Origin of the sequence: Streptomyces populi (assembly GCF_002911015.1) — a bacterium.
Lineage (GTDB): Bacteria > Actinomycetota > Actinomycetes > Streptomycetales > Streptomycetaceae > Streptomyces > Streptomyces populi.
In genome coordinates, this window is the sequence record NZ_KZ626898.1 from 1 (window position 1) to 25,626 (window position 25,626).

General features: G+C 70.7%; 28 protein-coding genes and 2 pseudogenes. 14 read left to right on the forward strand and 16 right to left on the reverse strand.

Annotation, left to right across the window (positions count from 1 at the left end):
* The coding region (locus CW362_RS26340; RefSeq protein ID WP_103552030.1) for a serine hydrolase domain-containing protein at positions 1-973 on the reverse strand (973 nt) is incomplete at its 3' end.
* A 297-nt stretch (positions 974-1,270) separates the two neighbouring features.
* Between CW362_RS26340 and CW362_RS26345 the strand changes: the two genes are divergently transcribed.
* The 4 genes from CW362_RS26345 (at position 1,271) to CW362_RS26365 (ending at position 3,909) form a co-directional block, all read left to right on the forward strand.
* Positions 1,271-1,771, forward strand: coding sequence for a hypothetical protein (locus CW362_RS26345; protein WP_162684238.1), 501 nt, complete (start codon positions 1,271-1,273; stop codon positions 1,769-1,771).
* Between the two features lie 304 nt (positions 1,772-2,075).
* Positions 2,076-2,573 carry an Imm50 family immunity protein gene (locus tag CW362_RS26350; protein WP_103552032.1) on the forward strand — a complete coding sequence of 166 codons (498 nt, stop codon included), beginning with the start codon at positions 2,076-2,078 and terminating at the stop codon, positions 2,571-2,573.
* The gene (locus tag CW362_RS26355) at positions 2,563-2,967 is read left to right on the forward strand and encodes an Imm50 family immunity protein (RefSeq protein WP_103552033.1); all 405 of its coding nucleotides are present in this window, start codon (positions 2,563-2,565) and stop codon (positions 2,965-2,967) included. Before CW362_RS26350 ends, CW362_RS26355 begins: the two co-directional genes overlap by 11 nt.
* A gap of 348 nt (positions 2,968-3,315) precedes the next feature.
* Positions 3,316-3,909 (forward strand): DUF4291 domain-containing protein, encoded by a 594-nt coding sequence (locus tag CW362_RS26365; protein WP_103552035.1) that lies wholly within the window; start codon positions 3,316-3,318, stop codon positions 3,907-3,909.
* 209 nt (positions 3,910-4,118) lie between these two features.
* Here the strand turns inward: CW362_RS26365 and CW362_RS26370 are convergent, their stop codons facing one another.
* Positions 4,119-4,403 (reverse strand): hypothetical protein, encoded by a 285-nt coding sequence (locus tag CW362_RS26370; RefSeq protein WP_103552036.1) that lies wholly within the window; start codon positions 4,401-4,403, stop codon positions 4,119-4,121.
* Between the two features lie 429 nt (positions 4,404-4,832).
* Here CW362_RS26370 and CW362_RS43485 point away from each other — a divergent pair, with 429 nt between their 5' ends.
* Positions 4,833-5,081, forward strand: a complete 249-nt coding sequence (locus CW362_RS43485; protein ID WP_162684239.1) for a hypothetical protein — start codon at positions 4,833-4,835, stop codon at positions 5,079-5,081.
* 387 nt (positions 5,082-5,468) lie between these two features.
* Here the strand turns inward: CW362_RS43485 and CW362_RS26380 are convergent, their stop codons facing one another.
* Positions 5,469-5,822: a DUF6247 family protein gene (locus CW362_RS26380; RefSeq protein ID WP_103552038.1), complete on the reverse strand. Its 354-nt coding sequence runs from the start codon at positions 5,820-5,822 to the stop codon at positions 5,469-5,471.
* Positions 5,823-6,187: 365 nt separating this feature from the next.
* Here CW362_RS26380 and CW362_RS44795 point away from each other — a divergent pair, with 365 nt between their 5' ends.
* Together CW362_RS44795 and CW362_RS44800 are read left to right on the forward strand one after the other, a co-directional pair.
* Complete coding sequence (locus CW362_RS44795; protein WP_240658058.1) at positions 6,188-6,736, forward strand: hypothetical protein; 549 nt, start codon at positions 6,188-6,190, stop codon at positions 6,734-6,736.
* Positions 6,737-6,876: 140 nt separating this feature from the next.
* Positions 6,877-7,650 (forward strand): YqjF family protein, encoded by a 774-nt coding sequence (locus CW362_RS44800; RefSeq protein WP_240658059.1) that lies wholly within the window; start codon positions 6,877-6,879, stop codon positions 7,648-7,650.
* 129 nt (positions 7,651-7,779) lie between these two features.
* On the opposite strand, the gene CW362_RS26390 is transcribed toward CW362_RS44800, so the two are convergent.
* The 4 genes from CW362_RS26390 to CW362_RS45700 form a co-directional block, all read right to left on the reverse strand.
* Entirely contained in the window at positions 7,780-8,034 is a 255-nt protein-coding gene (locus tag CW362_RS26390; RefSeq protein ID WP_103552040.1) for a hypothetical protein, read from the reverse strand.
* 213 nt (positions 8,035-8,247) lie between these two features.
* Complete coding sequence (locus CW362_RS26395; RefSeq protein ID WP_240658060.1) at positions 8,248-9,597, reverse strand: VanZ family protein; 1,350 nt, start codon at positions 9,595-9,597, stop codon at positions 8,248-8,250.
* A gap of 76 nt (positions 9,598-9,673) precedes the next feature.
* Positions 9,674-10,207, reverse strand: a complete 534-nt coding sequence (locus tag CW362_RS26400; protein WP_103552041.1) for a hypothetical protein — start codon at positions 10,205-10,207, stop codon at positions 9,674-9,676.
* A 332-nt stretch (positions 10,208-10,539) separates the two neighbouring features.
* Positions 10,540-10,725: a DUF3885 domain-containing protein gene (locus CW362_RS45700; protein ID WP_420856880.1), complete on the reverse strand. Its 186-nt coding sequence runs from the start codon at positions 10,723-10,725 to the stop codon at positions 10,540-10,542.
* Between CW362_RS45700 and CW362_RS26405 the strand changes: the two are divergent.
* Positions 10,663-11,205, forward strand: a pseudogene (locus tag CW362_RS26405) (IS256 family transposase); the annotation flags it as partial. The gene CW362_RS45700 and the pseudogene CW362_RS26405 overlap by 63 nt on opposite strands.
* Before the next feature lie 85 nt (positions 11,206-11,290).
* On the opposite strand, the pseudogene CW362_RS26410 reads toward CW362_RS26405, so the two are convergent.
* Both CW362_RS26410 and CW362_RS26415 read right to left on the reverse strand, forming a co-directional pair.
* Positions 11,291-11,574 (reverse strand): annotated as a pseudogene (locus tag CW362_RS26410) (DUF4291 family protein); the annotation flags it as partial.
* An 88-nt stretch (positions 11,575-11,662) separates the two neighbouring features.
* On the reverse strand, positions 11,663-12,781 hold the full coding sequence (locus CW362_RS26415) for a hypothetical protein (RefSeq protein ID WP_103552042.1): 1,119 nt from the start codon (positions 12,779-12,781) through the stop codon (positions 11,663-11,665).
* A 224-nt stretch (positions 12,782-13,005) separates the two neighbouring features.
* Between CW362_RS26415 and CW362_RS26420 the strand changes: the two genes are divergently transcribed.
* Positions 13,006-14,160: a cystathionine gamma-synthase gene (locus CW362_RS26420; protein WP_103552043.1), complete on the forward strand. Its 1,155-nt coding sequence runs from the start codon at positions 13,006-13,008 to the stop codon at positions 14,158-14,160.
* A gap of 68 nt (positions 14,161-14,228) precedes the next feature.
* Here CW362_RS26420 and CW362_RS44805 read toward each other — a convergent pair whose 3' ends face one another.
* The 3 genes from CW362_RS44805 to CW362_RS26435 all read right to left on the reverse strand — a co-directional run bounded on the left by CW362_RS44805 (position 14,229) and on the right by CW362_RS26435 (position 15,672).
* Positions 14,229-14,480 carry a hypothetical protein gene (locus tag CW362_RS44805; RefSeq protein ID WP_103552044.1) on the reverse strand — a complete coding sequence of 84 codons (252 nt, stop codon included), beginning with the start codon at positions 14,478-14,480 and terminating at the stop codon, positions 14,229-14,231.
* Positions 14,477-14,974 (reverse strand): sigma factor-like helix-turn-helix DNA-binding protein, encoded by a 498-nt coding sequence (locus CW362_RS44810; RefSeq protein ID WP_103552045.1) that lies wholly within the window; start codon positions 14,972-14,974, stop codon positions 14,477-14,479. Before CW362_RS44810 ends, CW362_RS44805 begins: the two co-directional genes overlap by 4 nt.
* 191 nt (positions 14,975-15,165) lie before the next feature.
* The gene (locus CW362_RS26435; protein ID WP_206301061.1) at positions 15,166-15,672 is read right to left on the reverse strand and encodes a MarR family winged helix-turn-helix transcriptional regulator; all 507 of its coding nucleotides are present in this window, start codon (positions 15,670-15,672) and stop codon (positions 15,166-15,168) included.
* Positions 15,673-15,837: 165 nt separating this feature from the next.
* Between CW362_RS26435 and ilvA the strand changes: the two genes are divergently transcribed.
* The 3 genes from ilvA (at position 15,838) to CW362_RS26450 (ending at position 19,130) form a co-directional block, all read left to right on the forward strand.
* Positions 15,838-17,067 carry a threonine ammonia-lyase gene (ilvA, locus tag CW362_RS26440; RefSeq protein ID WP_103552046.1) on the forward strand — a complete coding sequence of 410 codons (1,230 nt, stop codon included), beginning with the start codon at positions 15,838-15,840 and terminating at the stop codon, positions 17,065-17,067.
* Positions 17,068-17,265: 198 nt separating this feature from the next.
* The gene (locus CW362_RS26445) at positions 17,266-18,276 is read left to right on the forward strand and encodes an ATP-binding cassette domain-containing protein (protein WP_103552047.1); all 1,011 of its coding nucleotides are present in this window, start codon (positions 17,266-17,268) and stop codon (positions 18,274-18,276) included.
* On the forward strand, positions 18,273-19,130 hold the full coding sequence (locus CW362_RS26450) for an ABC transporter permease (RefSeq protein ID WP_103552048.1): 858 nt from the start codon (positions 18,273-18,275) through the stop codon (positions 19,128-19,130). Before CW362_RS26445 ends, CW362_RS26450 begins: the two co-directional genes overlap by 4 nt.
* 124 nt (positions 19,131-19,254) lie before the next feature.
* Here the strand turns inward: CW362_RS26450 and greA are convergent, their stop codons facing one another.
* On the reverse strand, positions 19,255-19,752 hold the full coding sequence (gene greA / locus CW362_RS26455) for a transcription elongation factor GreA (RefSeq protein WP_037620575.1): 498 nt from the start codon (positions 19,750-19,752) through the stop codon (positions 19,255-19,257).
* A 210-nt stretch (positions 19,753-19,962) separates the two neighbouring features.
* The gene (locus CW362_RS26460) at positions 19,963-20,364 is read right to left on the reverse strand and encodes a DUF4307 domain-containing protein (protein WP_103552049.1); all 402 of its coding nucleotides are present in this window, start codon (positions 20,362-20,364) and stop codon (positions 19,963-19,965) included.
* 172 nt (positions 20,365-20,536) lie between these two features.
* On the opposite strand from CW362_RS26460, the gene mca reads away from it, so the two are divergent.
* Both mca and CW362_RS26470 read left to right on the forward strand, forming a co-directional pair.
* Positions 20,537-21,397, forward strand: a complete 861-nt coding sequence (mca, locus tag CW362_RS26465; protein WP_162684241.1) for a mycothiol conjugate amidase Mca — start codon at positions 20,537-20,539, stop codon at positions 21,395-21,397.
* Between the two features lies 1 nt (position 21,398).
* The gene (locus tag CW362_RS26470) at positions 21,399-21,647 is read left to right on the forward strand and encodes a hypothetical protein (RefSeq protein ID WP_103552051.1); all 249 of its coding nucleotides are present in this window, start codon (positions 21,399-21,401) and stop codon (positions 21,645-21,647) included.
* 246 nt (positions 21,648-21,893) lie between these two features.
* On the opposite strand, the gene CW362_RS26480 is transcribed toward CW362_RS26470, so the two are convergent.
* Both CW362_RS26480 and CW362_RS26485 read right to left on the reverse strand, forming a co-directional pair.
* Entirely contained in the window at positions 21,894-25,088 is a 3,195-nt protein-coding gene (locus CW362_RS26480; protein ID WP_103552052.1) for a tetratricopeptide repeat protein, read from the reverse strand.
* Positions 25,089-25,166: 78 nt separating this feature from the next.
* Positions 25,167-25,529 (reverse strand): hypothetical protein, encoded by a 363-nt coding sequence (locus tag CW362_RS26485; RefSeq protein WP_103552053.1) that lies wholly within the window; start codon positions 25,527-25,529, stop codon positions 25,167-25,169.
* Positions 25,530-25,626: the final 97 nt, after the last annotated feature.

Sequence of the window (25,626 nt, forward strand, 5' to 3'; positions counted from 1 at the left end):
TGAGACGCTGCGCCTGCGTCCCGGGGCTGAGCAGGGTGCCCGTGGCGACGGTCTTCGCCCAGTGCCGCAGGTCGCGCAGGTTCGAGATCATCGCCCCGGCCGCCCAGGCCCAGCTGGGGGTCCAGTCGGTGGCGTCCTCGACGGCGCCGCTCAGGGTCTGGTCGGTGTAGCCGTGCGAGTGCGGCTGGGGGAACTCGGCGCCCTCGGGGAACAGCGTGTGCCGCAGCCCGGCGGGGCGCAGGACCTGCCGGTGGATGAAGTCCCGGAGCCCCTGCCCGCCGGCCTTCTCGACGACCAGGCCCAGCAGGACGAGGTTGGTGTTGGAGTACTCGAACCGCGCGCCGGGCGCGAAGGTGTTGGGGTGCTTGAAGCCGTACGCGAGCAGTTCGCGCGGGGTGAAGCTTCGCTGCGGGTCGCTGAGCAGATCGTGCTGGAAGTCCGGGTCGGAGGTGTAGGGGAACAGCCCGCTGCGCATCTCGGCGAGCTGGCGCAGGGTGATGTTCCGGCCGTCGGGGACCCCGTCGACGTAGCGGGAGATCGGGTCGTCGAGCCGGACCCGGTGCCGGTCCACGAGTTCGAGCAGCGCGGTGACGGTGAAGGTCTTGGTCTCGCTGCCGATCCGGACGTAGGAGCCGGCGGACATCGGCTCGCGGGTGGCGGTGTCCGCGACACCGGTCGCGCGGACGTAGTTCCCCTTGCCGGGCATCCACAGTCCGACGACGACACCGGGGATGTTCGCCTGCCGCCGGACGTCCTCGACGGCCTTGTCCAGCCGCGCGCTCAGCCGGGGGTCCAGACTGTCGAGCGCGTCGCCGTCCTCGGTGTCCTTGCCGTATCCGCCCGTGTCGCTCACGTGGGCGCGGCCCGCGCCTGCCGCGGGAACCGCCCCGGCGGAGACCGCTGTCATCGGGGCCAGCACGGCCGCCGCGAGCAGTGCCGCGGCGAACGGACGGCGGTGGGGGGTACGTCGCATGGGGCGCCTCTTCCAGATCAGGTCCGGGTCCAGGCCCAGGTCACGGGGACACGGGGACGCGGGGAACAGACGGCAACACCACCATCCGCGCCCCCGGCGGGGGCGCCGGTCCGATCGGCGCTCCGGCAAGTCCACTCGATCGGAGTCCCGGGGCGTGGAGGCAGGCGGTACGGCCTGCAACCATCGGGCGCGCCCGTGTGTCTGCAATACGCCAGGAGAGATCAGGACCGGGACGGTCCGGGACCGGAGGGCGGGATGAGCGGACGGACGAACCGCCGGGAACGGCTCCGGGAGAGGATGCCCGCAGGGGGCCTCCTGCTCGTGACCGCCGGTCTGCTCGTCGTGGGTGCCGTCGTCACCTGGCTCGCGGTGACGCATCTCGCCTACACCTCGGGCCTCGCGGGCACGTCCGGTCACCTCGAGGTCGAGGCCTGCACGTGGAGCGAGAGCGGAGGGCACCGGTATCCGCACTGCCACGGCGTCTTCCGTTCCGACGACGGGACCGTGGTGGACCCCGGTGCCACGATCGACAGCCGCCTGCCCGTCGGCAGTACGGTCGGCCTGCGGCAAACGGCTTCCGGAGGCTACGAACGGACGGGCTTCGGCGCCCTGTTCGGATGGCTGGCGGTCTCCCTGTTCGGCCTGGCGGTGCTGGTCCTGGGCGCCGCGGCCGTGAACGTCCTGGCAGGCGCACGCGGCAGCCCCCGCAAGCTGATGCTGCTGCTCGCCGGACTGCTCGCCGCGATGCTGGCCAGCGCGCTCGTCGGCGGAGTCGCGGGGATCGTCGGGGCGTTCTGAGGCCGGGGCCCGGAGCACACCGAAGCTCCGCTCGTGCGGGGGGACTTGGCGGGTCACCCCCGTACCACCGGAGCTTCGTGTCCAGGCAGCCGCCCGAGCGTGCGGGCCGGCCGTCGGGACGCGGACGCGGTACCGGCCGGGGGCCGTCACTTCGGCATATGGAACCCTGGGACGCCCGACCGGGACGGAGAACCCCCTGAACCGGACGCCCGGTCGTGTACGTCCACGCCCCCCGCACGGGGACCGCCCCCGGAACCGGAACGCGGCGAGACCGTCGGGCGCACATCCGAGGAGCATTGCCGCCATGACCGTCGAAAAGTTTCTCGTCAATCCGGAGGACCTGCGGTCCCTGTACGGCCGCATCCCCCGTCTGGCGGGAATTCGGGTGCGGTCGGTCAATCTGAATTGGCGCGGGCCCACGGTGACGCTACGCGTCGACCTGCCTTCCTTTCCCGAGTCGGCGCCACGGGAATGGGTCGACGCGGGGTTCGACACGGTGCAGTGCCAATTCCAGTTCCTGGCGGTGGAAAGGATCTCTCTCGCCGATTGGACCCCACCGGCTCTGGGCGGATTGGAGATGGCTCCGCACGGAATCGAGCGACGCATGCGGGTGGCCTTCAGGGGCGATGGGTTGTCACTGGAATTCGATTGCAGCGAATCCGTGCGCGTCGGCCACGTGAGCGCGTTCAAAACGGCGGAGAACGGACTCGACGACGGCGGTCACCTGTTCATGAGCAGGATCGACGCTCGACGGCACAGCTCCCTTCCCGGCACCCAGGACAGGACGTTCTATGAGCGCTGACTGGTCGCGACTCCTCGCGTCCCCCGAATTCCTGGGAAAACTGTACGGAAGCGACCCTCCCTCGGCCGACTCCTGCGACCCGTTCTACGTGCACGTCGACGAACGTGAGAACTCGGTGACCCTGGGGTTCGACACGCGGGTTCTGCCGGTGCGCATTCCTGCTGCATGGCGGGAGAAGAGGTTCAACGCCTTTGAGTTCCACCTGGTCTTCGAAAGGGTGAGTGGACTCCGGGTCACCGGCTGGGACGCCGCTGCGGCGAGAAGGATCGGCATGGTCGTCCGGGAGGAAAACTTCGAGGTGATCCTCGGGTCGCCCGGGTCGGGAATCGCGTTCCACGCCTCCACGGCCCGGTTGGCCAGGACGCACGCGTATCTCGCCTCGGGCGGTATCTGAATTCCGGGGCGGCGACCGTCACGGGCGGCCGAGGAGCGAGCGGGGTGACGTCGCGGATGGCGACCGCCCACTCGTCATCGACGCGTGGTGGGCAAGCGCGAGCCACCGCTCCGCAAGCCGGCCGACCGGCGGCACGTCGATCCTGATGCCGTGCGCGGTGACGAACGACCGCGCCCGACGCGTCAGTCCATCGAGTACGGCACCGCCGAGATGTCGCTCCACGCGCCGGACGCCACGTGGCCCGCACGGGCGACTGCCTGCCTTCCGCGGCCGACGCGCTCCGTCGGATCGAGCGACGGATCGAATAATCGGTGGTCACCTGAGCCGGCCGAGCCCACGCTGTACGCCATGGAAGAACCGCACCGCAGGATCCGCGCGCTCCACACGGCGTCCACGATCACCGTCTACCAGGCGTACCGCCCGGAGATCGGCGGCCCCGCCGCCCGCAAGGGCCGTTTCCCCGCCGCGTGGAAGCCCGACCGCATGACGTGGATCAAACCCAGCTTCCTGTGGATGATGTACCGCTGCGGCTGGGGCACGAAGGAGGGTCAGGAGACCGTCCTCGCCGTCGAGATCACCCGCGACGGCTTCGACTGGGCGCTGCGCAACGCGTGCCTGTCGCACTACGTCCGCGGACTGCATCCCGATCGCGCCGCATGGCAGCGTGACCTCAAGCGCGCACCGGCCCGGGTCCAGTGGGATCCCGAACGCGATCTGCACCTGCGTCCCCTGCCGCACCGTTCGCTGCAACTGGGGCTCTCGGGCGAGGCGTCGACGCGCTACGCGAACGAGTGGATCGTGTCCATCAGTGACGTGACCCCGCTCGCCCACGAGATCCACGCACTCGTCAGGGACGGCGAACTGGACGCAGCCACCCGCCTGCTCCCCCAGGAGCGGGGATACCCCGCAGGCGAAGAGCTACTGGCCCATCTGTCTCCCTGACCGGCAGTCCGGGCACAACCGCCGACGCCACCCACGGATCACACGGCGGAAGAGGTCTGTGAACGCTGCTCGATGATCCAGGTCAAGCCGCGTTCGCAGACCTCTTCGCGGCCGACGCGCCTCGTGGGATCAACGCTGTGAAGGGCGACCACGTGGGCACTGTAGGCCGGTACATCCCCGGAGACTTCATGCGGCCGGTCCGAACGCCGTCATGCGGAAGCCACCACCTCGCCGGCCATGACCTGGGGAGGGTTGGGGAGCAGCGACGCAAGGTTGTCCCGCACGAAGTCCGCGGCCCTCGAGATCGATTCCTCGGCACCGGCCCGGTCCTGGAAGACGCTGGTCGAGACCATCACCCCGTCCCCGGCATCGATCCAGTAGTAGGCGACGAAGCCGGAGACCTGGCGCATGAGCTCCACGAACCCTTCGTTCACGAGCCGTGCCGCCTCGGCCGAGTCGGTCACCCCTTCGTACCGCCGGACTGCTGCGTACATCGCCAAGCTCCTCACGGCGTTCCGGGCTCTTTCTCTGCTGAGACGTCGTACCCCTGCGACGGCTGCCTGTCTCATGAGGCGTCCGGCAGTCACCTGAAGGGCCGCCTCCGGTGATCCGAACGGCGGCCGCCGGCCCGGACGCACGGCCCTGCGCATGTCTCCCACGAGACGGCATCGACGTGGAGTGGAGCAGCCTCGGGCGTGACGGCCCTCAGCACGGAAGAGGCTGTGAACGCGGCACGGCGATCCACGTCAAGCCTCGTTCACAGGCCTTTACGAAGGGCGGTCCAACCACCTTGTTCCGATGTGGAGCGGCTGGTTCCCACATCCCGAGTGCGCTTGGGCAGCAGTAGCGTCCTTCCGTGGAGAGAGATCGGGGGAGGGGCGGGGTGAAGACGTGGTGGCTCATGCGTGGAAACATTCGGGTCGGTGAGCTTCGCGAGTACGGATATCCATGGCGGCATCGAGTTCCGCCATCCCGGCACCGGTGCCGACTACTACTACTACGACGGCGAGCCGTGGGTGGCCGCCATGGATCTTCGGCCGCTGTATGACGAGACCGATTACGCGGCCTTCGGCTGTCTTTTCGGACTGCGCAACTACGCGGGCCTCCAACCGCTTGCACCGGGCGGGTGGAGTGGACCACCGGCGAACTGTCCTGCATGTACGAGCCGTTGACGGTCGGTGCTGTACTGGGTCATGAGACTCACCAGCCCCACGTTTTTGCCGTGATGAAGGCTCTGGCAGGCGAGCGCTCACCTTCGCGCCGAGAGAGGAGAGAGGGCGGGCGCAGTCGCTACAGAGCGTCGAACGGGGGCACGATGCGGACGATGACGATGAGTGGGGCGCGTGGGGCCACGAGGAAGTAGAACCACCCGCCTGCCGCATCCATACGTCGTAGACCGCCCGGTCTCGGGCCGTTGCCGAGATCGCTGACGTCGATCCCTGTATTGGCGAGTTCGACGAGTTGGCCCGCCAGACGTTCGACTTCCGCCACGACGTGGGCCGGGAGGCCGCCTGCCACGTGGTCGTGATCAGGGTCGTATTCCCAGTGCCAGTCCGGAGTCACCGGGTCGGGAGACCGACGGCCGCGTGGGCTTCGTCGAGAATTCGTCCGATCTCGGCGGCGGCCTGTCGCGTCTGCACGGGATCGCCCGCTTCGGCGGTGTCCTCCCAGCGGCGGAAATCCGCGGCCAGGCCGGGCTGGCGGTGGATGTGGACATAGACGGCCCACTGGGTGATGAATCGCCGGAGAGGAGCGAGATCGGAGCTCTGGCGGGACTGGTCGGCGGCCTGGTCCAGCTCTCGTGTGAAGGCGGGGAGCGAGGCGGGCGCGATCTGGCTGATGGCCTGCCGTAGCGCGGCGACCGTTGCGGGCGGCTGAGGGATGAGTGGCTGCTCAGCGGCTGGGGTGGTCATGGCTGCTCCCATGGGCGCGATTCTGTCCCACGCCTCAGCCTAGCGGGCAGGAGCACTGCCGCTCCGCTCGAACGAGTGAGGGAGAAGCGATTCCGCTGTCGCCCGGACCGGGACCGGGAGCCCGGGGGACGGGCGGCCGGTCCGGGATGACTGGCAGGACGCGGCGCCACCAAGGATCCTGAGGGGAGGGGAGCGGCTGCTGCCTCACTCCCCGCGGAGGAAGCCGTATGCCACGAACGTCTCCCCGAACGGACGTGAGCGCTGCCGTCGCCACGAGCGGCCCGGCAGGGCACCCACCGGTGACCCGTCCAGGAAGGCCCTGGATTCCTCAGCCCCTCCTATGACAGCGGCCCGACAGGATCCTCATGCCCGATGCAGCCTCCCGAGCCGAGCGACGGATCGCACTGGTCCGGGACGACGTGGCCGCACGCCTCGCGCTGGCACGGGAGTTCTACGCGCACTCCTCCGAGCCCCTGCGCCGGTACGGCCACGCCGAGCTGAGCTTTCTGCGGTGGTCCGCCGCACGCGGAGTGCTCGCCGCGGAGTCCGGTGCGCGCCCGGGCAGCCCATGGTGGCGTTCCGTGAACGAGGGCCTTCTCAGGGACAAGGTGGAGGCGGGCCTGCTGTGCGCCGGCGCCCCCGGGGCGGCGAGCGCCAGGAGCGTCGAGTACCGGGTGGACTGCATCCGCAAGCCGTCGCCGGCCGCCTGGTACCGCGCCCACAACGCCAGCATCGTCGCCGGCTACCTGCGCCACGAGGACCTGGGCGCGAAGGAATCGCAGGTGGAGCGGTTCATGATGAACGTCGCCCTGCTCCGCGTGCTCTTCACCCACGCCATGCTCGTGCGGCCGCGGTTCATGCTGCGGTGGCCGTCCTCTCCGGCCCGCCGCCGCACGGTCCCGCTGCACGGCTGAAACCGGCTGCCGTGGTGCACCGGACAGTACCGACGCGGCGCGCGACAGCCACTGCCGCCGCCCCGGTCACCCCCCGTCGCCCCGGCCCCGCACGCCCGGCCGACCCCCGCCTCCCGTATGCGGTCTGGCACCCTTGTGGGGTGCACCCCACGCCCATCACGCCCGAGGCGCCGACCGTGGTGCGCAGTCCGCTCCTCACCCAGCGGTGGCTCGACCTCACCTTCATCCACTGGGCCGTCGATCCCGCGGCCGTCGCCCCGCTGTTGCCGCACGGGCTCACCGCGGACACGTACGACGGGGTCACCTACGCCGGTCTCGTCGCCTTCCGGATGGACAAGGTGGGCTGGCTCCGGCTCCCCGGGGTGCCGTATTTCGGCTCCTTCCCGGAGACCAACGTGCGCCTCTACTCGGTCGACGCGCACGGCCGCCGCGGGGTCGTCTTCCGGTCCATGGACGCGTCGCGGCTCGTGCCGGTGCTCCTGGGGCGCCTCGGCTTCCGGCTCCCGTACGTGTGGTCCCGCATGGACGTACGAGCGGACGGCGACACCGTCACGTACAGGAGTTCCCGGCGCGGGCCCGGAACCTCCCGGGCGCGGAGCCGAATTGTCGTCAGAGCCGGCCGACCCATTCCGGAACCAACAGGGTTGGAGCACTTCCTCACGGCCCGCTGGGGCATGCACAACGCCTTCTCCGGCGGCACCGGCTACCTCGCCAACGACCATCCGCGCTGGCCGCTCCACCGCGCGGAGCTGATCACCTGCGAGGAGAACCTCCTCGCGGCGGCCGGGCTCCCGCCTCCCGGCGGGCCACCCGTCAGCGTCCTGTACTCGCCCGGAGTCCCGGTACGCCTCGGCAGACCCACCGACCTGACACCCCGGAGTCATGTCCCGCCGACGGAGCCGACGGAGCCCTGACCCGGGCCTCTCGCCCTTGGGCGACAACGGCTCCAGTCGGATCTGGCGGGCGCTTGATCATGCCGAGCCGCGTTCACGGACCTTTCCAGCAGGTTCAAGAGGTCGACCGGACTGACGGGGCCGCGCTCCTCACCAGCCGACCTGGGCGTTTCCCGGCACGGTGCTGCCGAGGTGCGCGGCGAGTTTCTCCGCCCGTGGAAGATCACCCCATTTGTCCACGTGGACGAAGACGGTGTGGTGGTCGGCCGGCCGGGACCAGTCGATCTCGTCGCCGTTGAAGAAGATCTCCACGCCGTCGTACTTGGCAACGCCGTACGCCTCTGTCTTTGCGTCGTCCGGCCATCTGCCGTGCAAGCCGATCAGGCTCGCGGTGGTGACAGGCACCCTATGCCTTGGGGGTACTGGTCTCCGCGCTCGGATCAGGGCGAGGAGCCGCGAGAGAGGCTCGGCCGGAGCTGTTCAGGCATGATCCGGAAGGGGCGGTCCCGTCGATCGGGTGTTACCTCGCAGCTGCCGGACACCGGCGTCAGTGCGTACTGCGAAACGCCGCGGTCGATCCAGGGCAGCGACGATCCCGCCTCCCTCAACGGGTACGGATCACTCGTCGTGAATCTTTCCCGTGCCGGCGTCGAGGACCGTGTTCGTCGGGTCGCAGCCGCCGCCGTCCTTGTCGGGGACGCACCCCGTGTCGGTGACGCTCACGGACCACACCACGAGCCAAGGTCCCTGCCAGCCCTTTGCACGTTCGGTCTTCAACACGTCGGCGTGGATCCGCAGGTCACGGGGATCGGCGCCGTTCCGCTGCTGCTCCTTGCGGACGATGTCCTCGGCTTGGTCGGCCAGGATCAGCCGCGCCGGGAGTTCCACGTGCTTGGGCCCGAAATCGACCAGCATCTGGGAGACACGGCCTGAGCGGTTGATCTGCACGTCGAGGCTTCGTGGCATGGTCACCCCGCGTTCCTTGAATCTCCACGACGTGAGCCATCCGAACTCGGCTTTGTTGCCGACGGGTTGCGTCTCGTGCCGGGAGGCAGTCGCCGCCCACGGGTAGTGGGTCTTCATGTAGGAGCGGGCGATGCGGTACGCGTCCCGGGCATCATGGGGTGTGGTAGCGCCGGGGACGGGGAAGCTTGCCCGGGTCGGGTGCGTGGAGTCCTCGAAGCTCACGCTCAGTTGACGCCCGCCAGGCCACATCAGCTGCGCGGGAAATGAGTCGGCGATCTGGATGGACATCCAGCCGTTGTAACCGTCGAGGCCGGGGCTGACTCGCACGGCATCGACACGGTAGTGATCGCCGAAAGCCTGACGTATGGCACGCTCGGCGGCCTTCCGTTCGTCGCCCCGTGCGTCGTGACTGGTGGAGCCATCCACATGGTCAGCGGTGATCGCCGTCTGGAAAACGATCGTCCCGGTCACGGCGAGCACTCCCGCCACAAGCAGCGTGGGCTTGGCCCATGAACGCCAGTCGACGCGGCCCCGCACCAGCATGAGCGCGGCGGCTGCGCCCGTCACGCCCCCGCTGACGTTCATCTCGACATCGGCGCTGTCGCAGATGCCGCTCACGAACGGCGCCAGGGCCTGGGCGAGTTCGATAGCACACGGCAACACGAGCACACCGGCGAGCACGGGTAGCGGACGCCGTAGTGCCAGAACACCGAACAGGCCGAGCGGGACGAACATGGCCAGGTTCCACAAGCCTTGCGTGGTGTTCAGCGGTTCGGTGATCTCATGGTTGATCACGCATGAGGCCGACCCCGACTCGCCACCCCGCAGCGCGAGGGTGACACCGAAGACGCCGGTCAGGCAGAACACCAGGAGAAACCACCAGACCGCGTGATGCACTTCGCGGCGACGGGCGACAGCCGACGCTGTCATTCCCACAACTGTGGCGACGACAGCGAGCCCGGCCAGGAACCACACGTCGTCACCGAAGACAGCGCTGAACAAATCCTTGCTCTTCTCTCACTCGGTGCCCAAAGCGCCCCCGAGGACGACTCGGGGGCGCACACGAAGTGCCGTCAGGTCAGCACTTGGCGATAGGGGTCTGGCGCTTGTCCTGGCCTCGCTGCTGCAGGAGCCCGATCGACGAGGTGCACTCCAAGTTCATGCGACCGAAGTTCCAGGACTTCACCTTGGAATCACCGGACCTCATCGTGAAGTAGCTGCTCCAGTGCTCACTGCCGTTGCGTGTGTAGCCGAGTTTGAGTGAAACACTGCCACCGCTGCTCTTCTCGTAGCGGGTGTAAGCGCGTGTGTAGTTGTCGACGGTCTTCTTTCCGTGCACCATCCATCCGTTTTCCAGCTTCGTGCAACGTTCCCGCGGATCTCCGGTGTGCCCGCTGTGATCGCAGTCGATGTGCTGCACGGAAGAAAGGCCCGACGGCTCGTCGGGCAAGGTGTCGGCATCGTCGGTTTGGTCGGCATCGCTACCGGAGTCGACGGTCGTCGCAGTGCTGGTCGGGACGCTGTCAGCGGCGTATCCGCTGGCCGGGGTCATGGCGAAAGCGAGCGAGATGAAGAGAACGGCGGATCTGCCGCCCTTACGAACGGAGCGCATCGAAGAATCCTCCCCTGAATTCCATTGGTACAGGTGACGCCCACAGGCGGCACTGGAGTCGGGACGGAACGCGGGAAGCGATCAAGGCCGATGGCATGACGGCGCGCAGGAATGGCCGATCAAGCGGTACAAAATATACTCCCCCGAAAAGACGCCCCCGATGTATTCGGCGGGCGCGCGCTCCGATGGCCTGGTCAGGGCCCCGAGCATCGGGTTGATCATAAATCATCAACAGGGCTATATCAAAGTGTTCTTGATCACTCGTCAATATAATTGCCATGAAACGGATTCTTGAATTCCGCTCGGTGGTTCCGGCGATATCCGCTCCTCTGTCAGAGGCCGGTCTGGCGGCTGGAGAGCCATTCGGGGTGCGGCACGCGGAGTCGGTGTCGCTCCTCAGGCGTGGTGAGGATGACATCTGCGCCGCCGGCGTAGGGATGGTGGACGCGTCGTAGTTCCTCCGTCGTTTGCGCGAACGCGGCCTGACCGGGGTGCGGCTTGTCATCGGCGACCACCACCTCGGGCTGGTCAAGGCCATCCGGAAGGTCATGCTCGGCGCCGCCTACCAGCGCTGCCGGGTCCATTTCCTGCGCAATGTGTTCAGCGTGATCAGCAAGGACGCCGGCGAGATGGTCGCCGCGACGATCCGCACGGTCTTCACCCAGCCCACCGCCGACGCGGTCCGCACCCAGCTCGACACGGTCGCGGACATGCTCGGGGTGCAGTTCCCGAAGGTCGAAGAGATGCTGCTGGAGGCGAAGGACGACCTGACCGCGTTTGCCGCTTTCCCGGAACGACACCGGAAGAAGATCCAGTCGACCAGTCCGCTGGAGCGGATCAACCGTGAAGTCAAGCGCCGCACCGACGTCGTCCAGGTCTTCCCGAACGACGACGCGCTGCTGCGGCTGGTCACCGCCGTGCTCTTCGAGTTGCACGACGAGTGGATCGCCTTCCCGCGCCGCTACCTGCCCGAGGGCAGCATGGACCCGCTCTACCCGGAGCTCCCCGGCGATGCCTCCGCGCTGCCCAACACCACCAACACGACTTCTCATTGGTCGGCTACACCACAAGAAGGGACACGATCAGTTGCAGGGACCGGTGGGCCAAGGGCTGCAGCAGTGGGTCCCGTTCCGGGACCCACTGCACCCGGGTGGGCGCCTGCCTCAACTGCCGCTTCCAGGCGCCCGGTCGGCGTGCGGCCCGTGCACGTGGTGCGACGGACACGCGTTGCGCAGGGCCTGGTCGAACCCGTCGCGGGTGATCCCGACGGCCAGAACGGTCTCCTGGCCCTCCTTCGTGCCCCAGCCGCAGCGGTACGTCATCCACAGGAACGACGGCTTGATCCAAGTCATCCGGTCCCGCCGGTCTTCGGGCGGTACGTCTGGTGGCCGGCGGGCGCCGGGGCGGCGTCGTCGCCCCGGCGTCGATGGAGGGACAGCGTCGCCCCCGCCGGCGTCAGTGCGACAGCGTCGCCGGGCTTCCGCCGTTCGCCTCGTATCCCGCCACCGCCAGGGCGCGGTATATCGCGTAGTCCGCGGCCGGGTCCGGGCTCAGGGTCCAGGGCAGGGCGCCGACGTGACCGTCCACGTGCACCAGCTGGTTCATCGCCTCGGACCAGCGCTCGCCGCGGACCAGGAAGCAGATCAGCAGGTGGCGGACGTGGGCGAGCATCGGGTCGTCGGGGCGGGCCGCGTGGACCGCGTACAGCGCGCCGTGGACCGCCTTGGTGACGACCTCGCTCTGGTAGAAGCTGCTGACCAGGTTCACCTCGGGGAGGTGCTCGAAGACCGCGAAGAGCGGCATCGCCGCGAGGAGGGAGCCCTGCGGCGCGCGTGCCGCCGCGGACTCCGCGAAGGCGTACGCCGTCTCCCGCGAGCCGTGCCACTTCTCGCACCAGTAGTGCAGGGCCGCCAGGTGCGCGCCCATGTGGGAGGGCGCGCGGTCCAGGACCTTCAGCCAGAGCTTCTCGAACTCCGGCTGGGAGTAACCCAGTCCACGGGCCACGGACAGCTCGATGATGTACGGGATCGGGTCACCGGGGGACAGTAGTGCCGCGTCGCCGCACGCGGACCGGGCCTCCTCCATGATGATCCGGAAGTCGTCGGTCCCCGGCGTCGACGTCCGCCAGGCCTGCTGCACCAGGAACTCGGCGTGCACCGCGGCGCCGCCCGCGTCCTTGGGGGCCTCGGCGCGCCACACCCGCAGCCACTGTCCGCCCGGCGTCTCGCTGACCCCGCCGGGGCGCTGCTGGAGCTCCAGCGACGCGGCACCCGCGAAGGCCTGCACCCGCTGCCAGCGGGTCTCGCCCTCGGTCTCGGTGCCGGCGAGCAGCTGCGAGGCCGCGCGGTAGTCCTGGGTCCGCTGCACCACGTCCAGGACGTCCAGCAGGTCCGCGTCCGGGCCGGGCATGCGGATGTCCAGCTCCTCCTGGCGCAGGAAGCCGTAGTCCGCCGGGTCCGCCGCGTCCGGGTCGCCGGGCGTGACCAGCTGAATACCGGAGCTCCTGCGCCGGAACACCGGCAGCAGGACCATGCTGAACATGGCCAGCGCCATCAGGACCCAGAGAATCACCATGGCTCAAGCGAACCAGACGGGTCCGGCAATTGGCCAACCCGGTCCCGTCACGCTTTCCGCGAGGACCCGCCCCGCGGCCCGGCGACCCGTCCGCGACGGCCCGGCGACCCGTCCGCCACGGATCCGGCCACCGGTCTCGTCACGGGTTCCGCGACGGGATCCCGCGCGTCCCGCGAGGGGCGTACGCCGCCATGGACCCCGGGGGAGCACTACGCTCGGGACTCATGAGCGACAGGCACATCAGTCAGCATTTCGAGACGATCGCGATCCACGCGGGCAACACCGCCGACCCCCTCACCGGAGCGGTCGTCCCGCCGATCTACCAGGTCTCGACCTACAAGCAGGACGGCGTCGGCGGTCTGCGCGGCGGCTACGAGTACAGCCGCAGCGCCAACCCCACCAGGACCGCCCTGGAGGAGAACCTCGCGGCCCTGGAGGGCGGTCGCCGCGGCCTCGCGTTCGCGTCGGGACTGGCGGCCGAGGACTGCCTGCTGCGTACGCTGCTCAGCCCCGGTGACCACGTGGTGATCCCCAACGACGCGTACGGCGGCACCTTCCGGCTCTTCGCCAAGGTCGTCTCCCGGTGGGGCGTGGAGTGGTCGGTGGCCGACACCAGCGACCCCGAGTCGGTACGGGCCGCCCTGACCCCGAAGACCAAGGTGATCTGGGTCGAGACGCCCTCCAACCCCCTCCTCGGCATCACGGACATCGCCGTGGTCGCGCAGATCGCGCGTGAGGCGGGCGCCCGGCTCGTCGTCGACAACACCTTCGCGACCCCCTACCTCCAGCAGCCGCTCGCGCTCGGCGCGGACGTCGTCGTGCACTCCCTGACCAAGTACATGGGCGGCCACTCGGACGTCGTGGGCGGTGCCCTGATCACCGGCGACCAGGAACTCGGCGAGGAGCTGGCGTACCACCAGAACGCGATGGGCGCGGTCGCCGGGCCCTTCGACTCCTGGCTGGTGCTGCGCGGCACCAAGACGCTCTCCGTGCGCATGGACCGGCACAGCGAGAACGCCGGCCGGATCGCCGAGATGCTCACCCGGCACGCGCGCGTGACGAGCGTCCTGTACCCGGGCCTCCCGGAGCACCCCGGTCACGAGGTCGCCGCCAAGCAGATGAAGGCGTTCGGCGGCATGGTCTCCTTCCGGGTCGTGGGCGGGGAGGAGGCGGCCGTCGAGGTCTGCAACCGCGCCAAGGTGTTCACGCTCGGGGAGTCGCTGGGCGGGGTGGAGTCCCTGATCGAGCACCCGGGACGGATGACGCACGCCTCGGCCGCCGGTTCGGCGCTGGAGGTCCCCGCCGACCTCGTCCGCATCTCCGTGGGCATCGAGAACATCGACGACCTGCTCCAGGACCTGCAGCAGGCCCTGGGCTGACCGGGAGGCGCCCCGGGGCCCCGTTGCCCCCGCCGTCCGCGGGCCTGCCCGTGGACGGCGGGGGCCGGTCACCAGCCCGTCAGCGGTGGGGTCGTCTCCGACGGCGGCTCCACCCACGGGCGGACCGTCGCCGCCCAGACGGTGAAGACGACGGCCGCGGCGAGCAGCGCGAGCCACAGCAGCCGTCGGACCGCCCTCCTGCGGCGCAGCATGCGCCCTCCGCGGCGTACGACCGCGCCGTACAGGTCGGGCGGCACCGGGGGCGGCGGTTCCTGTTCCAGCATCCGCCGCACGGCAGCCTCGCGCTCCGGCAGGTTCATGACGGTGCCACCTCCATCCTGGCCGGCACCGGGTCGCGGGGCGGGTGCAGCAGCGTCGCCATGGCGCGGGCGCAGATCGCCCGTACCCGTTCCGCGGGAAGGCCGAGCAGGGCGGCCGCCTGCTCCTCGGCGATCCCCTCGTACAGCCTGAGGACGAGGATCAGCCGTTCCTGGGGCGTGAGCCGGGCCAGGCCGTGGTCGGGGGAGGCGCGCCGGCGCCCGAAGCCCCCGTACTGGTGCCAGGCGGCGCGCTGGAAGCGCACGGCCAGTTGCCGGCGGGCGCTGTCGTAGGGGTCCTCGCCGTGCAGCCGGTCCCAGGAGGCGTACGTATGGGCGAGGGCCAGCGTCAGCAGCCGCCGCGCGCGCGGGTTGGCGTCCCGGGGCTCCGCGGTGAGCAGCGTGGCGGTGTGCAGCAGCCGGCCCGCCGCGCCCGCCACGAACGACTCGAAGTCCCGGGCCCGGCGGATGCCTTGGGAAGCACGCCGTTCTCGCACCGTGCCTCCCGCCTGAGGGTGACCATGAGGAAGGGCCCGCGGCCGCGTACGACCCGTCACCCGGTGTACGACGGGGACCCGGTCTCATATGAGGCCAGAGCACGCCTTCCGGTCAAGGGTTCGGCGCACACGCGCGTGAAGGGGCGCCGGGCTCCGGGGGCACCGGGCGCGGCGCACCGCCCCCGCGCGGCTCAGGAGGCCGGCTCGGACTCCGGCGCCGGCATGCTCTGGGTGGCCTGGCGGGCGGAGAGCGCGCCGTTGAAGCGCGTGAGGAGCGCGCAGAACACCTCGCGCTCCTCCGGGGCCCAATCGTGTGTCAGCTCGGCCATCAACTGACGCCGGGAGGTGCGTACTTCGTCGAGCCGGGACTGGCCGCGCGGGGACAGCTGGAGCACCACGGCACGTCCGTCCTCGGGGTGCGAGGTGCGCTTGACGAGTCCGGTGTCGACCAGCGGGGCGACCTGCCGGGTGACCGTCGAGGAGTCGATTCCCATGCTCGCCGCGAGCGCCTTGACGCCCATCGGGCCTTCCTTGTCCAGGCGGTTGAGCAGCAGGTAGGCGGCCCGGTCCATGGAGTTGCGCACCTGCCCCACCCCACCGAGCCGGGTCTGTTCCGCACGGCGCGCGAAGACCGCGACCTCGTGCTGAAGGGATTCGAGAAGACCGGTGTCACCGACGGTCGTCATGTCCATCGACATCTCTGGTGTAGTGGGCATGGCCGGGGGCTCAATTCATGCGTGGGGAGCTGGGTTGGGGGACAGGTTACGCGGCCCGGGCGCGGGCCGTACCGGCGCTGCGCAAACCGGGTCTCGGAGGGTGGTCACCCCGGGAGCGCGGCCGCGTGAACTGCGAGACTGGCGGTCATGAGCTACAGCACGGCTGACTCCTTTCCCAGTGTGACCCTCGACGACGTGCGCGGCGCGCAGAAGATGCTCTCGGGTGTGGCACGGGTGACCGCGATGGAGGGCAGCAGGTACCTGTCCCGGCTGGTGGGCGCGCCGGTGCAGTTCAAGTGCGAGAACCTCCAGCGGACGGGATCGTTCAAGCTGCGCGGCGCGTACGTGCGGATCGCGGGCCTGCTCCCGGAGGAACGCGCCGCGGGTGTCGTCGCGGCGAGCGCGGGCAACCACGCGCAGGGCGTCGCGCTCGCGTCCTCGCTGCTCGGCGTGCGGTCCACCGTGTTCATGCCGAACGGTGCCCCGCTGCCGAAGGTCGCGGCCACCCGCGAGTACGGCGCGGAGGTGAGGCTGCACGGGCAGGTGGTCGACGAGACCCTGGCCGCGGCGCAGGAGTACGCGCGGCGCACGGGCGCGGTGTTCATCCACCCCTTCGACCATCCCGACATCATCGCGGGCCAGGGCACGGTGGGCCTGGAGATCCTGGAGCAGTGCCCGGAGGCGCGCACGATCGTCCTGGGGATCGGCGGCGGCGGGCTCGCGGCGGGCGTGGCCCTCGCGGTGAAGTCGCTGCGCCCGGACATCCGGATCATCGGGGTGCAGGCGGAGGGCGCGGCGGCGTACCCGCCCTCGCTCGCGGCCGGGCGGCCGCTGTCGATCGACAACCCGGTCACGATGGCCGACGGCATCAAGGTCGGCCGTCCCGGCGACGTGCCGTTCCGCCTGGTCGAGGAGCTGGTCGACGAGGTCCGCACGGTCTCCGAGAACGATCTGTCCAGCGCGCTGCTGCTGTGCCTGGAGCGCGCCAAGCTGGTCGTCGAACCGGCCGGCGCCAGCTCCGTCGCGGCGCTGCTGAGCGATCCCGGCTCCTTCGAGGGCCCGGTGGTGGCGCTGCTGTCGGGCGGGAACGTGGATCCGCTGCTGATGCAGCGCATCCTGCGGCACGGCATGGCGGCGGGCGGCCGCTACCTGGCGGTCACGCTGCGGCTCACCGACCGGCCCGGCGCCCTCGCCACGCTTCTCGGGGTGTTGTCGGTGGCGGACGCCAACGTCCTCGACGTGAGCCACGTACGGACCGATCCACGGCTCGGGCTCACGGAGGTGGAGGTCGAGCTGCACCTGGAGACGAAGGGCCACGAGCACTGCGCCGAGGTGAATCTGGCGCTGCGCGAGGCGGGGTACACGGTCATCGACTGAGGCCGCGGCCGCCCGGGGAATCCGGTCGCCGTCCTCGGGAAAATCCATTGAGCGACGCGATACATCGCGTTACGGTGGGTGTTCGGATCGGCGCCTACGGGGCCGGGGCGATGACTTTCCCGTCCCGCACGAGTCTCCAGTAGGCGCACGTCCGAAAGCGCGCGCATCCGAAAATCCCCAACGACGTGGAGAACACTCATGCCGGGCGCCATATACGCCGAAGGCCTGGTGAAGACCTTCGGTGACGTAAGGGCTCTGGACGGCGTCGACCTCGATGTCCCGGAAGGCACCGTGCTCGGCCTGCTCGGGCCGAACGGCGCGGGCAAGACGACCGCGGTCCGCTGTCTGACGACCCTGCTGCGCCCCGACAGCGGCAAGGCCGTCGTCGCGGGCGTCGACGTGCTCAAGGACCCCGACGCGGTACGGCGCAGGGTCGGCCTCTCCGGGCAGTTCGCGGCGGTCGACGAGTACCTGACCGGCCGCGAGAACCTGCAGATGGTCGGGCAGCTCTACCAGATGCGGGCGAAGGCCGCGAAGGCCCGCGCGGACGAACTGCTGGAGCAGTTCAACCTCGCCGACGCCGCCGACCGCACCGCGAAGACGTACTCGGGCGGCATGCGCCGCCGCCTCGACCTCGCGGCGGCCCTGGTGGTGTCGCCCCCGGTGATGTTCATGGACGAGCCCACCACCGGCCTCGACCCGCGCAACCGCCAGCAGCTGTGGGAGGTCATCAAGCGGCTCGTCTCCGGCGGTACGACGCTGCTGCTGACCACGCAGTACCTCGAGGAGGCCGACCACCTCGCGCACGACATCTGCGTGGTCGACCACGGCCGCGTCATCGCCCGCGGCACCGCCGACCAGCTCAAGGCGCAGACCGGCGGCGAGCGCGTCGAGGTCGTCGTGCACGAGCGCGAGCACATCGCGACCGCCTCCGAGGTGCTGCGCGGCTTCGGCAAGGGCGAGACGACGGTCGAGGAGCACACCCGCAAGCTCACCGTGCCCGTCACCGGCGGCGCGAAGCTCCTCGCGGAGGTGATCCGCGAGCTGGACGCCCGCGGCATCGAGATCGACGACATCGGCCTGCGCCGCCCCACCCTCGACGACGTCTTCCTCTCGCTCACCGGCCACGTGGCCGAGGAGAAGCCCGAGGAGAACGGCGTGCCGGCGGAGGCGCGTACGGGCAAGAGCAGGAAGGAGGCCGCCAAGTGAGTGCCGTCAGCGACGCCGTGCGGCTCACGGCACCCTCGAACCCGGTCTACCAGTCGATCCGGGACTCCCTGGTCATCGCCAGGCGGAACCTGATCCGCATGAGCCGGATCCCCGAGATGGTCATCTTCGGGCTGATCCAGCCGATCATGTTCGTGGTGCTGTTCACCTACGTCTTCGGCGGGTCCATGAAGATCGGCGGCAGCACCAGCTCCACCGCCTACACCAACTTCCTGATGGCCGGCATCTTCGCCCAGACGGTCACCTTCGCCACCGCGGGTGCGGGTGCGGGCATCGCCGACGACATGCACAAGGGCCTCATCGACCGCTTCCGGTCGCTGCCCATGGCGCGGGGCGCGGTGCTCACCGGCCGCACCCTGGCCGACCTCGTGCAGACCGCGCTGACCCTCCTGGTCCTCGCGCTGGTGGCCCTGATGGTCGGCTGGCGGGTCGGCTCGGACGGCAGCACCGACGCGTTCCGCGTCCTCGGGGCCTTCGGGCTGCTGCTCCTGCTCGGGTACGCGTTCACCTGGATCGGCGCGCTCATCGGCCTGTCCGTGCGGACGCCCGAGGCGGCCACCTCCGGCGGGCTGATCTGGCTCTTCCCGGTCACGTTCATCTCGAACGCGTTCGTGGACACCAGCAACATGACCCCCTGGCTGCGCCATGTCGCGGACTGGAACCCGTTCAGCGCCACCGTGCAGGCGTGCCGGGTGCTGTTCGCCAACCCGGGGGTGTCGACGTCCGACGCCTGGCCCATGCAGCACCCCGTCTGGGCCTCGGTGATCTACTCGATCCTGATCGTGGTGGTCTTCCGGACGCTCGCCGTCCGCAAGTACCGCTCGGCGACGGCGTGACGTACCGCCCGGCCACCGCGTGACACATCGCCCGGCGACCGTGTGACGCGGCCGTACGGATCGACGCGGACATGACGATGCCCCCGGCAGTGTGCCGGGGGCATCGTCGTCGCCTGTCCGGGACTCAGCCCCGGTGCGGTTCGGCCTTGAGGATCTTCACCGAGGCGAGCTTGCCGTTCGGCAGCTCGTACTGGGCGTCCTCGCCGACCTTCTTGCCGTTCACTCCGGAGCCGAGCGGCGACTGCGGAGAGTACGTCTCGAGGTCCGAGCTCGCGTATTCGCGGGAGCCGAGCAGGAAGACCAGGGTGTCGTCCTCGTCGCCGTCGAAGGCGATGGTCACGACCATGCCCGGCGCGACCACGCCGTCCGCCGCCGGAGCCTCGCCGACCTTGGCGTTCTCCAGGAGCTGGGTCAGCTGGCGCACACGGAGCTCCTGCTTGCCCTGCTCTTCCTTGGCCGCGTGGTACCCGCCGTTCTCGCGCAGGTCGCCCTCCTCGCGCGCGGCCGCGATCTTGGCGGCGATCTCCGTGCGCGCAGGACCAGACAGGTACTCCAGCTCGGCCCTGAGCTGGTTGTACGCCTCCTGGGTCAGCCAGGTGACGTTCTCGCTGGTCTGGGTCACAGGTGCTCCTCGTAGGTACTGGGAATACAAAGCATCGCCCTACCCTCAAGCATGTTCTCTCACGGGTGGGCGAAACCACGAGCCTAACAATTCAGCGGCTCAGAGGGGAGGACATAAGGCATGAGAATTTAATCGACGCAGGTCAGCCACCGGTCGCCCGGAGCGAGGGAACCTGTGCCGATGCCGTCCGGCCCGAGTCGGCGGGGCCGCTCAGCCCGAATGGCAGCCGAGGAGTTCCGCCGTGGAACCCCGGGCCGTCGTACGCAGGGTAACCACCTTGTCGAGGCGGGACGAGTGCTGGTCGAAGCGGAAGTCCGCGCGGCCCACCTCGGCGCCGTCCGCGCTCTGCGACCGCAGCGTGCAGTAGCCCTTCGTACCCGCGTTCTTGTGCACCTCCAGGTGCACCTCGACCGCGCTGTCCGAGACGGCCTTGAAGGTGATCACCTGTGCGCTGATCTCGGCCCCGGCGATGTGGTCGTAGCCGAACCAGCCGACCAGGCCGATCAGGCCGACTCCCAGGACACTGCCGATGATCTTGAGCTTCCGGTCGGCACGCTCGTCCGCGGAGCGGCCGTACCGGCCCTCGGGCAGCTGTGTGCTCGCCGTACTCATGATCGTCCTCTCGGCCGGGATCCGCGGGGCGGACCCCGGAATTATTCGCCCCCCGATTCCGTCACTATAGAAGCCGCCCAGAGCGCGGAATCACGCCGGGCGCCGACAGCCGACCTTCTCAGGCGACAGCCGACCGACCGAGGATTGAGTCTTGACTGACCAGCTGCGACTGATGGCCGTGCACGCCCACCCCGACGACGAGTCGAGCAAGGGTGCGGCAACCATGGCGAAGTACGTGTCCGAGGGGGTGGACGTGCTGGTCGTGACCTGCACGGGCGGGGAGCGCGGCTCCATCCTCAACCCCAAGCTCCAGGGCGACAAGTACATCGAGGAGAACATCCACGAGGTACGCAAGAAGGAGATGGACGAGGCCCGGGAGATCCTCGGCGTCAAGCAGGAGTGGCTCGGCTTCGTCGACTCGGGCCTGCCCGAGGGCGACCCGCTGCCGCCGCTGCCCGAGGGCTGCTTCGCCCTGGAGGACATCGACAAGGCGGCCGGCGAGCTGGTCAAGCAGATCCGCTCGTTCCGTCCGCAGGTGATCACCACGTACGACGAGAACGGTGGTTACCCGCACCCCGACCACATCATGACCCACAAGATCACGATGGTGGCGTTCGAGGGCGCGACGGACACCGAGAAGTACCCGGAGTCCGAGTTCGGGCCGGCGTTCGGACCGCAGAAGCTCTACTACAACCAGGGCTTCAACCGCCCGCGCACCGAGGCGCTGCACAACGCGCTGCTGGACCGCGGGATGGAGTCGCCCTACGGGGACTGGCTGAAGCGCTGGAGCGAGTTCGAGCGCGTCGAGCGCACGCTGACCACGCACGTCCCGTGCGCGGACTTCTTCGAGATCCGTGACAAGGCGCTGATCGCGCACGCCACGCAGATCGACCCGGACGGCGGCTGGTTCAAGGTCCCCATGGAGATCCAGCGGGAGGTCTGGCCGACCGAGGAGTACGAGCTCGCCAAGTCCCTCGTGGACACATCCCTCCCCGAGGACGACCTCTTTGCGGGCATCCGCGACAATGCCTGACATGAGCGCAAGCCTGGCACTGACGCACCTCGTCCCCCTCGCCAAGGAGGTCGACGAGAACAAGGTCACCCCCGGCGTCCTCGGCTTCATCGTCTTCGCGGTGATGGCCCTGGCCGTCTGGGGTCTGATGAAGTCCATGAACCGTCACATGGGCAAGGTCTCCTTCGAGCAGGACCCCGAGAACGGGTCGGAGGGCTCGGGCGGCACGGACCGCTCCGCCTCCGGGAGGCCCAGCCCGGCGAAGGGCTGAGCGGACACCGCACCCCGCGGGCGCCGTGACCCGCGCGGGCCACGGCCCCTGCGGGAGCACCGGCCCCTGCGGGAGCACCGGTCCCTGCGGGAGCACCGGTCCCTGCGGGCGTTCCGGTCCCTGCGGGCGTTCCGGCCTTCACGGCTGCTCCCGTCCCGCGGGGGTTCCGGTCACTCGTGCGGCACTCGGCTCCTGGTGGGGGTCGGCCTTTGCCGGGGGACGGTCCCTGTCGGGGACGGTCCCTCCTCACGTCACCACCGGTACGCCCATCACGTCGCGGGCGTGCCGGTCCGGCACCATGCCCAGGCGCCAGGCCTGCCAGCCCGCGTCCAGGTCCACCCCCCGCTCCAGCAGCAGCTGGTACGCCTCGATGAAGTCGTCCAGCCTCCCGTCACGGGTGGCGTGGCCCGCGCGCGCGAGCTGCGACAGCTCCTCCAGGGCCACCGCGGCGCCCACCTCGTGGCCGCCCGGCGCCGCGTAGGGGAGCAGGGTGCAGCGCAGGAAGCGGGCCCAGTCCTCCCCGCGGCGGTCGCCGTACGAGGCGAACAGGCCGACGGCCTCGTCGCACAGGGACAGCGCCTGCTGGGTACGGGCGTTCCCGGCGTCGACGACGGCGAGCTCCAGGCAGGTCCACGCCTCGCCGTGGGCCACCCCGATGCGCTGGAAGTCCGCGCGGGCGTCGACGAGGAGCTGGCGGGCGAAGCCCGAGTTCCGCAGGGAGCCCGTCTGCGCGGCGCGCTGGTCCCGGGTCACGCGGGCCGAGTGGTGGCGGGCGCAGGCCAGCCCGTAGACGTCCCGCATGCGGGAGAACATCGTCCGGGAGCGCTCCAGCTCACGTACCGCCTGGTCCAGGTTCCCGGTCTCCTCCAGGGCCTGGCCCAGGTAGTAGACCGTCCAGGCCTCGCCGCGCGCGTCCTCGTTCTCGCGGTGCCGGGAGGCCGCCTGGCGCAGCCCGTCGACCGCGGCGGACGGGTCGCCCTCGACGAGCCGGGCGCGGGCCAGCTGGGTGAGCGCCCAGGCCTCGCCGCGGGCGTCGCGCGTACGGCCGTACAGGTCGAGCGCCTCGCGCAGCTCCCGCTCGGCGCGCGGCACGTCGCCCATCCGCAGACCCAGCTGGCCGAGCTGGAAGTGGGCCCAGGCCTCGCCGTGCACCGAACCGCTCTCGCGGTGCAGGACCAGGGACTCGGTGAGCAGGCCGAGGGCCTGGCCGAGCCGGGACCTGTCGCGCTCCACCGCGGCGAGCGCGTGCATCGTCCAGGCACGGTCGGCCGCCAGCTCGGGCGAGGCTTGCAGGTCCATGGCCTCCTGGAGCTTGGCCGCGGCCTCGACGAGGGTGCCCTGGTGGTGCAGCGTGATGCCGAGGGAGCACAGGGCCCTGGCGGCCCCCGCGTCGTGGTGGGCCTCGAAGTACAGGTCCACCACCGCGGCCAGGGTCGTCCGCGCCTTGTCCAGCTCGCCGAGCTGGCGGGCCGCGATACCGGTGCGCCACTGCACCGAGCGGACCAGGAGCCCCTGGTCGACGGCCTGCGTCAGCTCGCTGATCTCGCCCAGCCGGTACAGGTCGCCGCGCAGCAGGCAGTAGTCGCACAGGGCGCCCAGGAGATGGAGCACCGCCGCCTGGTCCACCCCCTCCGCGTGTCTGAGGGCGGCCGTGATGAAGCTCGACTCGTCGTCCAGCCAGCGCAGCGCGGCGTCCAGGGAGGTGAAGCCGTGCGGTCCGAACTGGTCGGCGCGCGTCGACGTCTTGCCGTCCACCAGGCGGATCACCGAGTCGGCCAGCTCCGCGTAGTTCACGATCAGGCGTTCCTGCGCCGCCGTGCGCTCCGAGGCCTCCTCCTCGTCGAGCAGACGGGCCGCGGCGAAGGCCCGCACGAGGTCGTGCAGGCGGTAGCGGCTGCCGCGCACGTGGTCGATCAGGCCCGCCCGGGACAGGGCGGTCAGATGACGGACGGCCTCGGGTTCGTCCGTCGCGAGGAGCGCCGCCGCCGCTGCCGCGCCCAGTGAGGCCCGGCCGGCCAGGGCCAGTCGGCGCAGCAGCCGGCGTGCCGGGTCCGACTGGTCCGTGTAGCGCAGCCACAGCACCCGCTCGACGGGTTCCACCGGGCCGTAGGCCGCGAGGTCGCCCGCCAGGGCGCGCGGGGTGCGCGGGCCGAGCGAGGAACCCGCGACCCGCAGGGCCAGCGGCAGGCCGCCGCACAGCTCCCGTATCCGTTCGGAGGATTCGGCGTCGTAGGGGCCGGACGCGTCCTGGGCCGCCGCGGTCAGCAGCTCCTCGGAGCCCGCCGCGTCCAGCGCCTCCACGGGGAGCTGGTGCACCCAGGCGGAGAGGCCGCCGGTCAGGTCGAGGGGCTCCCGCGCGGTGACCAGGACCAGGCTCTCGGAGCGCTCGGGGACCAGGGTGCGCACCTGCTCGGCGTCGCTCGCGTCGTCCAGCACGATCGTCACGGGCAGGCCCGTCAGATGCTGGTGGTACAGCTCGCTCAGCCGTTTGACCTGCTGGTCCTGCGAGGAGCGCTCGCGGAAGAGGAGCTGTTCGCGCGGGGCGCCCAGCCGGTTCAGCAGGTGCAGCAGCGCGTCGCGGGTGGTGAGCGGCGGATCGTCCGGGCTGCCGCCCCGCAGGTCGACCACGCAGGCGCCGCGGAACTGGTCCTTGAGGGCGTGTGCCGCCCGGACCGCCAGCGTGCTGCGGCCGGATCCGGGCGCGCCGTGCAGCACCACGACCGTCGGTCTCGTCTCCGTGCTCGCCCGGGCCGCGTGAACCCACCGCGCGATCCGCGCCAGTTCGCTCCGGCGTCCGGTGAACGGTCCCTCCTGTTCCGGCAGTTGGCCGAAGGACTGCTCGAGCACGCTGCGCCGCCGGGCCGCCGCGCTCTTGTCGGTGCGGCGCAGTTGGGGCGCGCCCTTCTTGGCGCCGGTGGTGGCGCTGAGCACCCGCTGCTGGTCGAGGAACGGGCGGACGCCCCGTACGTCCAGGGCCGTCAGCCACTGCAGACGCAGCTGCTCGGGGCCTCCGGGCTGCCCCAGGGCCCCGGCGCGGCGGCTCGCGGCGGGCAGGTGCGAGGCCGTCACCTTGAGGACGGTGGCCGCCGCGCCCGCCACGGCCACGGTCGCCCCGGCGCCCACGGCCGTGCCCGCGCCGGTGCCGAGGGCCAGGTCGGCGACGACGGCCGCGAGCGCGCCGACCGCGGCCACCAGCAGGGGAGTTCCGGAGCCCTCGCGCGCGAACCGCTGCCCGAAGGTCTGCCGTCCCGCCTCGGACTCGTCCAGCGCCCGTGTGTAGGCCGTGTACTCCTCGGCGGCCGTCTCCGCCATCGCGTCGAGCGAGGCCCGCGCCCGCGACAGCAGGGCACCCCCGTCCGTACGCCCCCCCGAGCGGCGCACCTCCTCCTCGACGGCCCGGACCAGCAACTGCTCGGCCTCCACCCGATGGCCGTCCCGCATGTCACGTCCCCCTTAGGCAGCAACTCCCTTGCCCACGAGTGTCCTTCGGCCGGGACGCGAGCGCGAGAGGGCGGTCGATCATTCGCCGCGACCGAGGGTGCCGGACTCCGGAGCCGGCCCCCTCGAAGGCGCGCACCCCGGCTGTCCGCCGTGCGGGGCGCGGCTCTTGGCGAGGGCGAGGAACACGCAGGCGCAGGCGAGACCCGCCACCGCGCGGGCCAGGGCCTGGACCAGAAGGGCGCCCGGCCGCGCGGTGGCCGTGCCGAACCGGGCGTCCGGCACCGCGACGGCGGCTGTCGCCGACGCGGTCGGCCGGGCGCGCTGATCGCGGTGCGGTCCCGGCACGGCGGTGGCCGCGCGGCCCGCGGCCGTCGGTACGTCCGGTCCCGCCCGGGCCACCTGCCGGTTCCGCACCTCGGTGCCCGCCCGGAGTGTCCGCACGAGGAGCACCGCGACGGTGGCGCCGAGCAGCGCAGGGGCCCGGTGCGGCCGCGCCCGCGAGGGCGCCCCCTGACGGGGCGCGCCCGGTGCGTCTGCG

What these genes read in the sequence shown, in the direction of transcription:
- CW362_RS26345 (WP_162684238.1), top strand. Translation starts at nt 1,271, where the DNA reads ATGCCCGCAGGGGGCCTCCTGCTCGTGACCGCCGGTCTGCTCGTCGTG.
- CW362_RS26350 (WP_103552032.1), top strand. Translation starts at nt 2,076, where the DNA reads ATGACCGTCGAAAAGTTTCTCGTCAATCCGGAGGACCTGCGGTCCCTG.
- CW362_RS26355 (WP_103552033.1), top strand. Translation starts at nt 2,563, where the DNA reads ATGAGCGCTGACTGGTCGCGACTCCTCGCGTCCCCCGAATTCCTGGGA.
- CW362_RS26365 (WP_103552035.1), top strand. Translation starts at nt 3,316, where the DNA reads ATGGAAGAACCGCACCGCAGGATCCGCGCGCTCCACACGGCGTCCACG.
- CW362_RS26370 (WP_103552036.1), bottom strand. Translation starts at nt 4,403, where the DNA reads ATGTACGCAGCAGTCCGGCGGTACGAAGGGGTGACCGACTCGGCCGAG.
- CW362_RS26380 (WP_103552038.1), bottom strand. Translation starts at nt 5,822, where the DNA reads ATGACCACCCCAGCCGCTGAGCAGCCACTCATCCCTCAGCCGCCCGCA.
- CW362_RS44795 (WP_240658058.1), top strand. Translation starts at nt 6,188, where the DNA reads ATGCCCGATGCAGCCTCCCGAGCCGAGCGACGGATCGCACTGGTCCGG.
- CW362_RS26400 (WP_103552041.1), bottom strand. Translation starts at nt 10,207, where the DNA reads ATGCGCTCCGTTCGTAAGGGCGGCAGATCCGCCGTTCTCTTCATCTCG.
- CW362_RS26415 (WP_103552042.1), bottom strand. Translation starts at nt 12,781, where the DNA reads ATGGTGATTCTCTGGGTCCTGATGGCGCTGGCCATGTTCAGCATGGTC.
- CW362_RS26420 (WP_103552043.1), top strand. Translation starts at nt 13,006, where the DNA reads ATGAGCGACAGGCACATCAGTCAGCATTTCGAGACGATCGCGATCCAC.
- CW362_RS44805 (WP_103552044.1), bottom strand. Translation starts at nt 14,480, where the DNA reads ATGAACCTGCCGGAGCGCGAGGCTGCCGTGCGGCGGATGCTGGAACAG.
- CW362_RS26435 (WP_206301061.1), bottom strand. Translation starts at nt 15,672, where the DNA reads ATGTCGATGGACATGACGACCGTCGGTGACACCGGTCTTCTCGAATCC.
- ilvA (WP_103552046.1), top strand. Translation starts at nt 15,838, where the DNA reads ATGAGCTACAGCACGGCTGACTCCTTTCCCAGTGTGACCCTCGACGAC.
- CW362_RS26445 (WP_103552047.1), top strand. Translation starts at nt 17,266, where the DNA reads ATGCCGGGCGCCATATACGCCGAAGGCCTGGTGAAGACCTTCGGTGAC.
- CW362_RS26460 (WP_103552049.1), bottom strand. Translation starts at nt 20,364, where the DNA reads ATGAGTACGGCGAGCACACAGCTGCCCGAGGGCCGGTACGGCCGCTCC.
- mca (WP_162684241.1), top strand. Translation starts at nt 20,537, where the DNA reads ATGGCCGTGCACGCCCACCCCGACGACGAGTCGAGCAAGGGTGCGGCA.
- CW362_RS26470 (WP_103552051.1), top strand. Translation starts at nt 21,399, where the DNA reads ATGAGCGCAAGCCTGGCACTGACGCACCTCGTCCCCCTCGCCAAGGAG.
- CW362_RS26480 (WP_103552052.1), bottom strand. Translation starts at nt 25,088, where the DNA reads ATGCGGGACGGCCATCGGGTGGAGGCCGAGCAGTTGCTGGTCCGGGCC.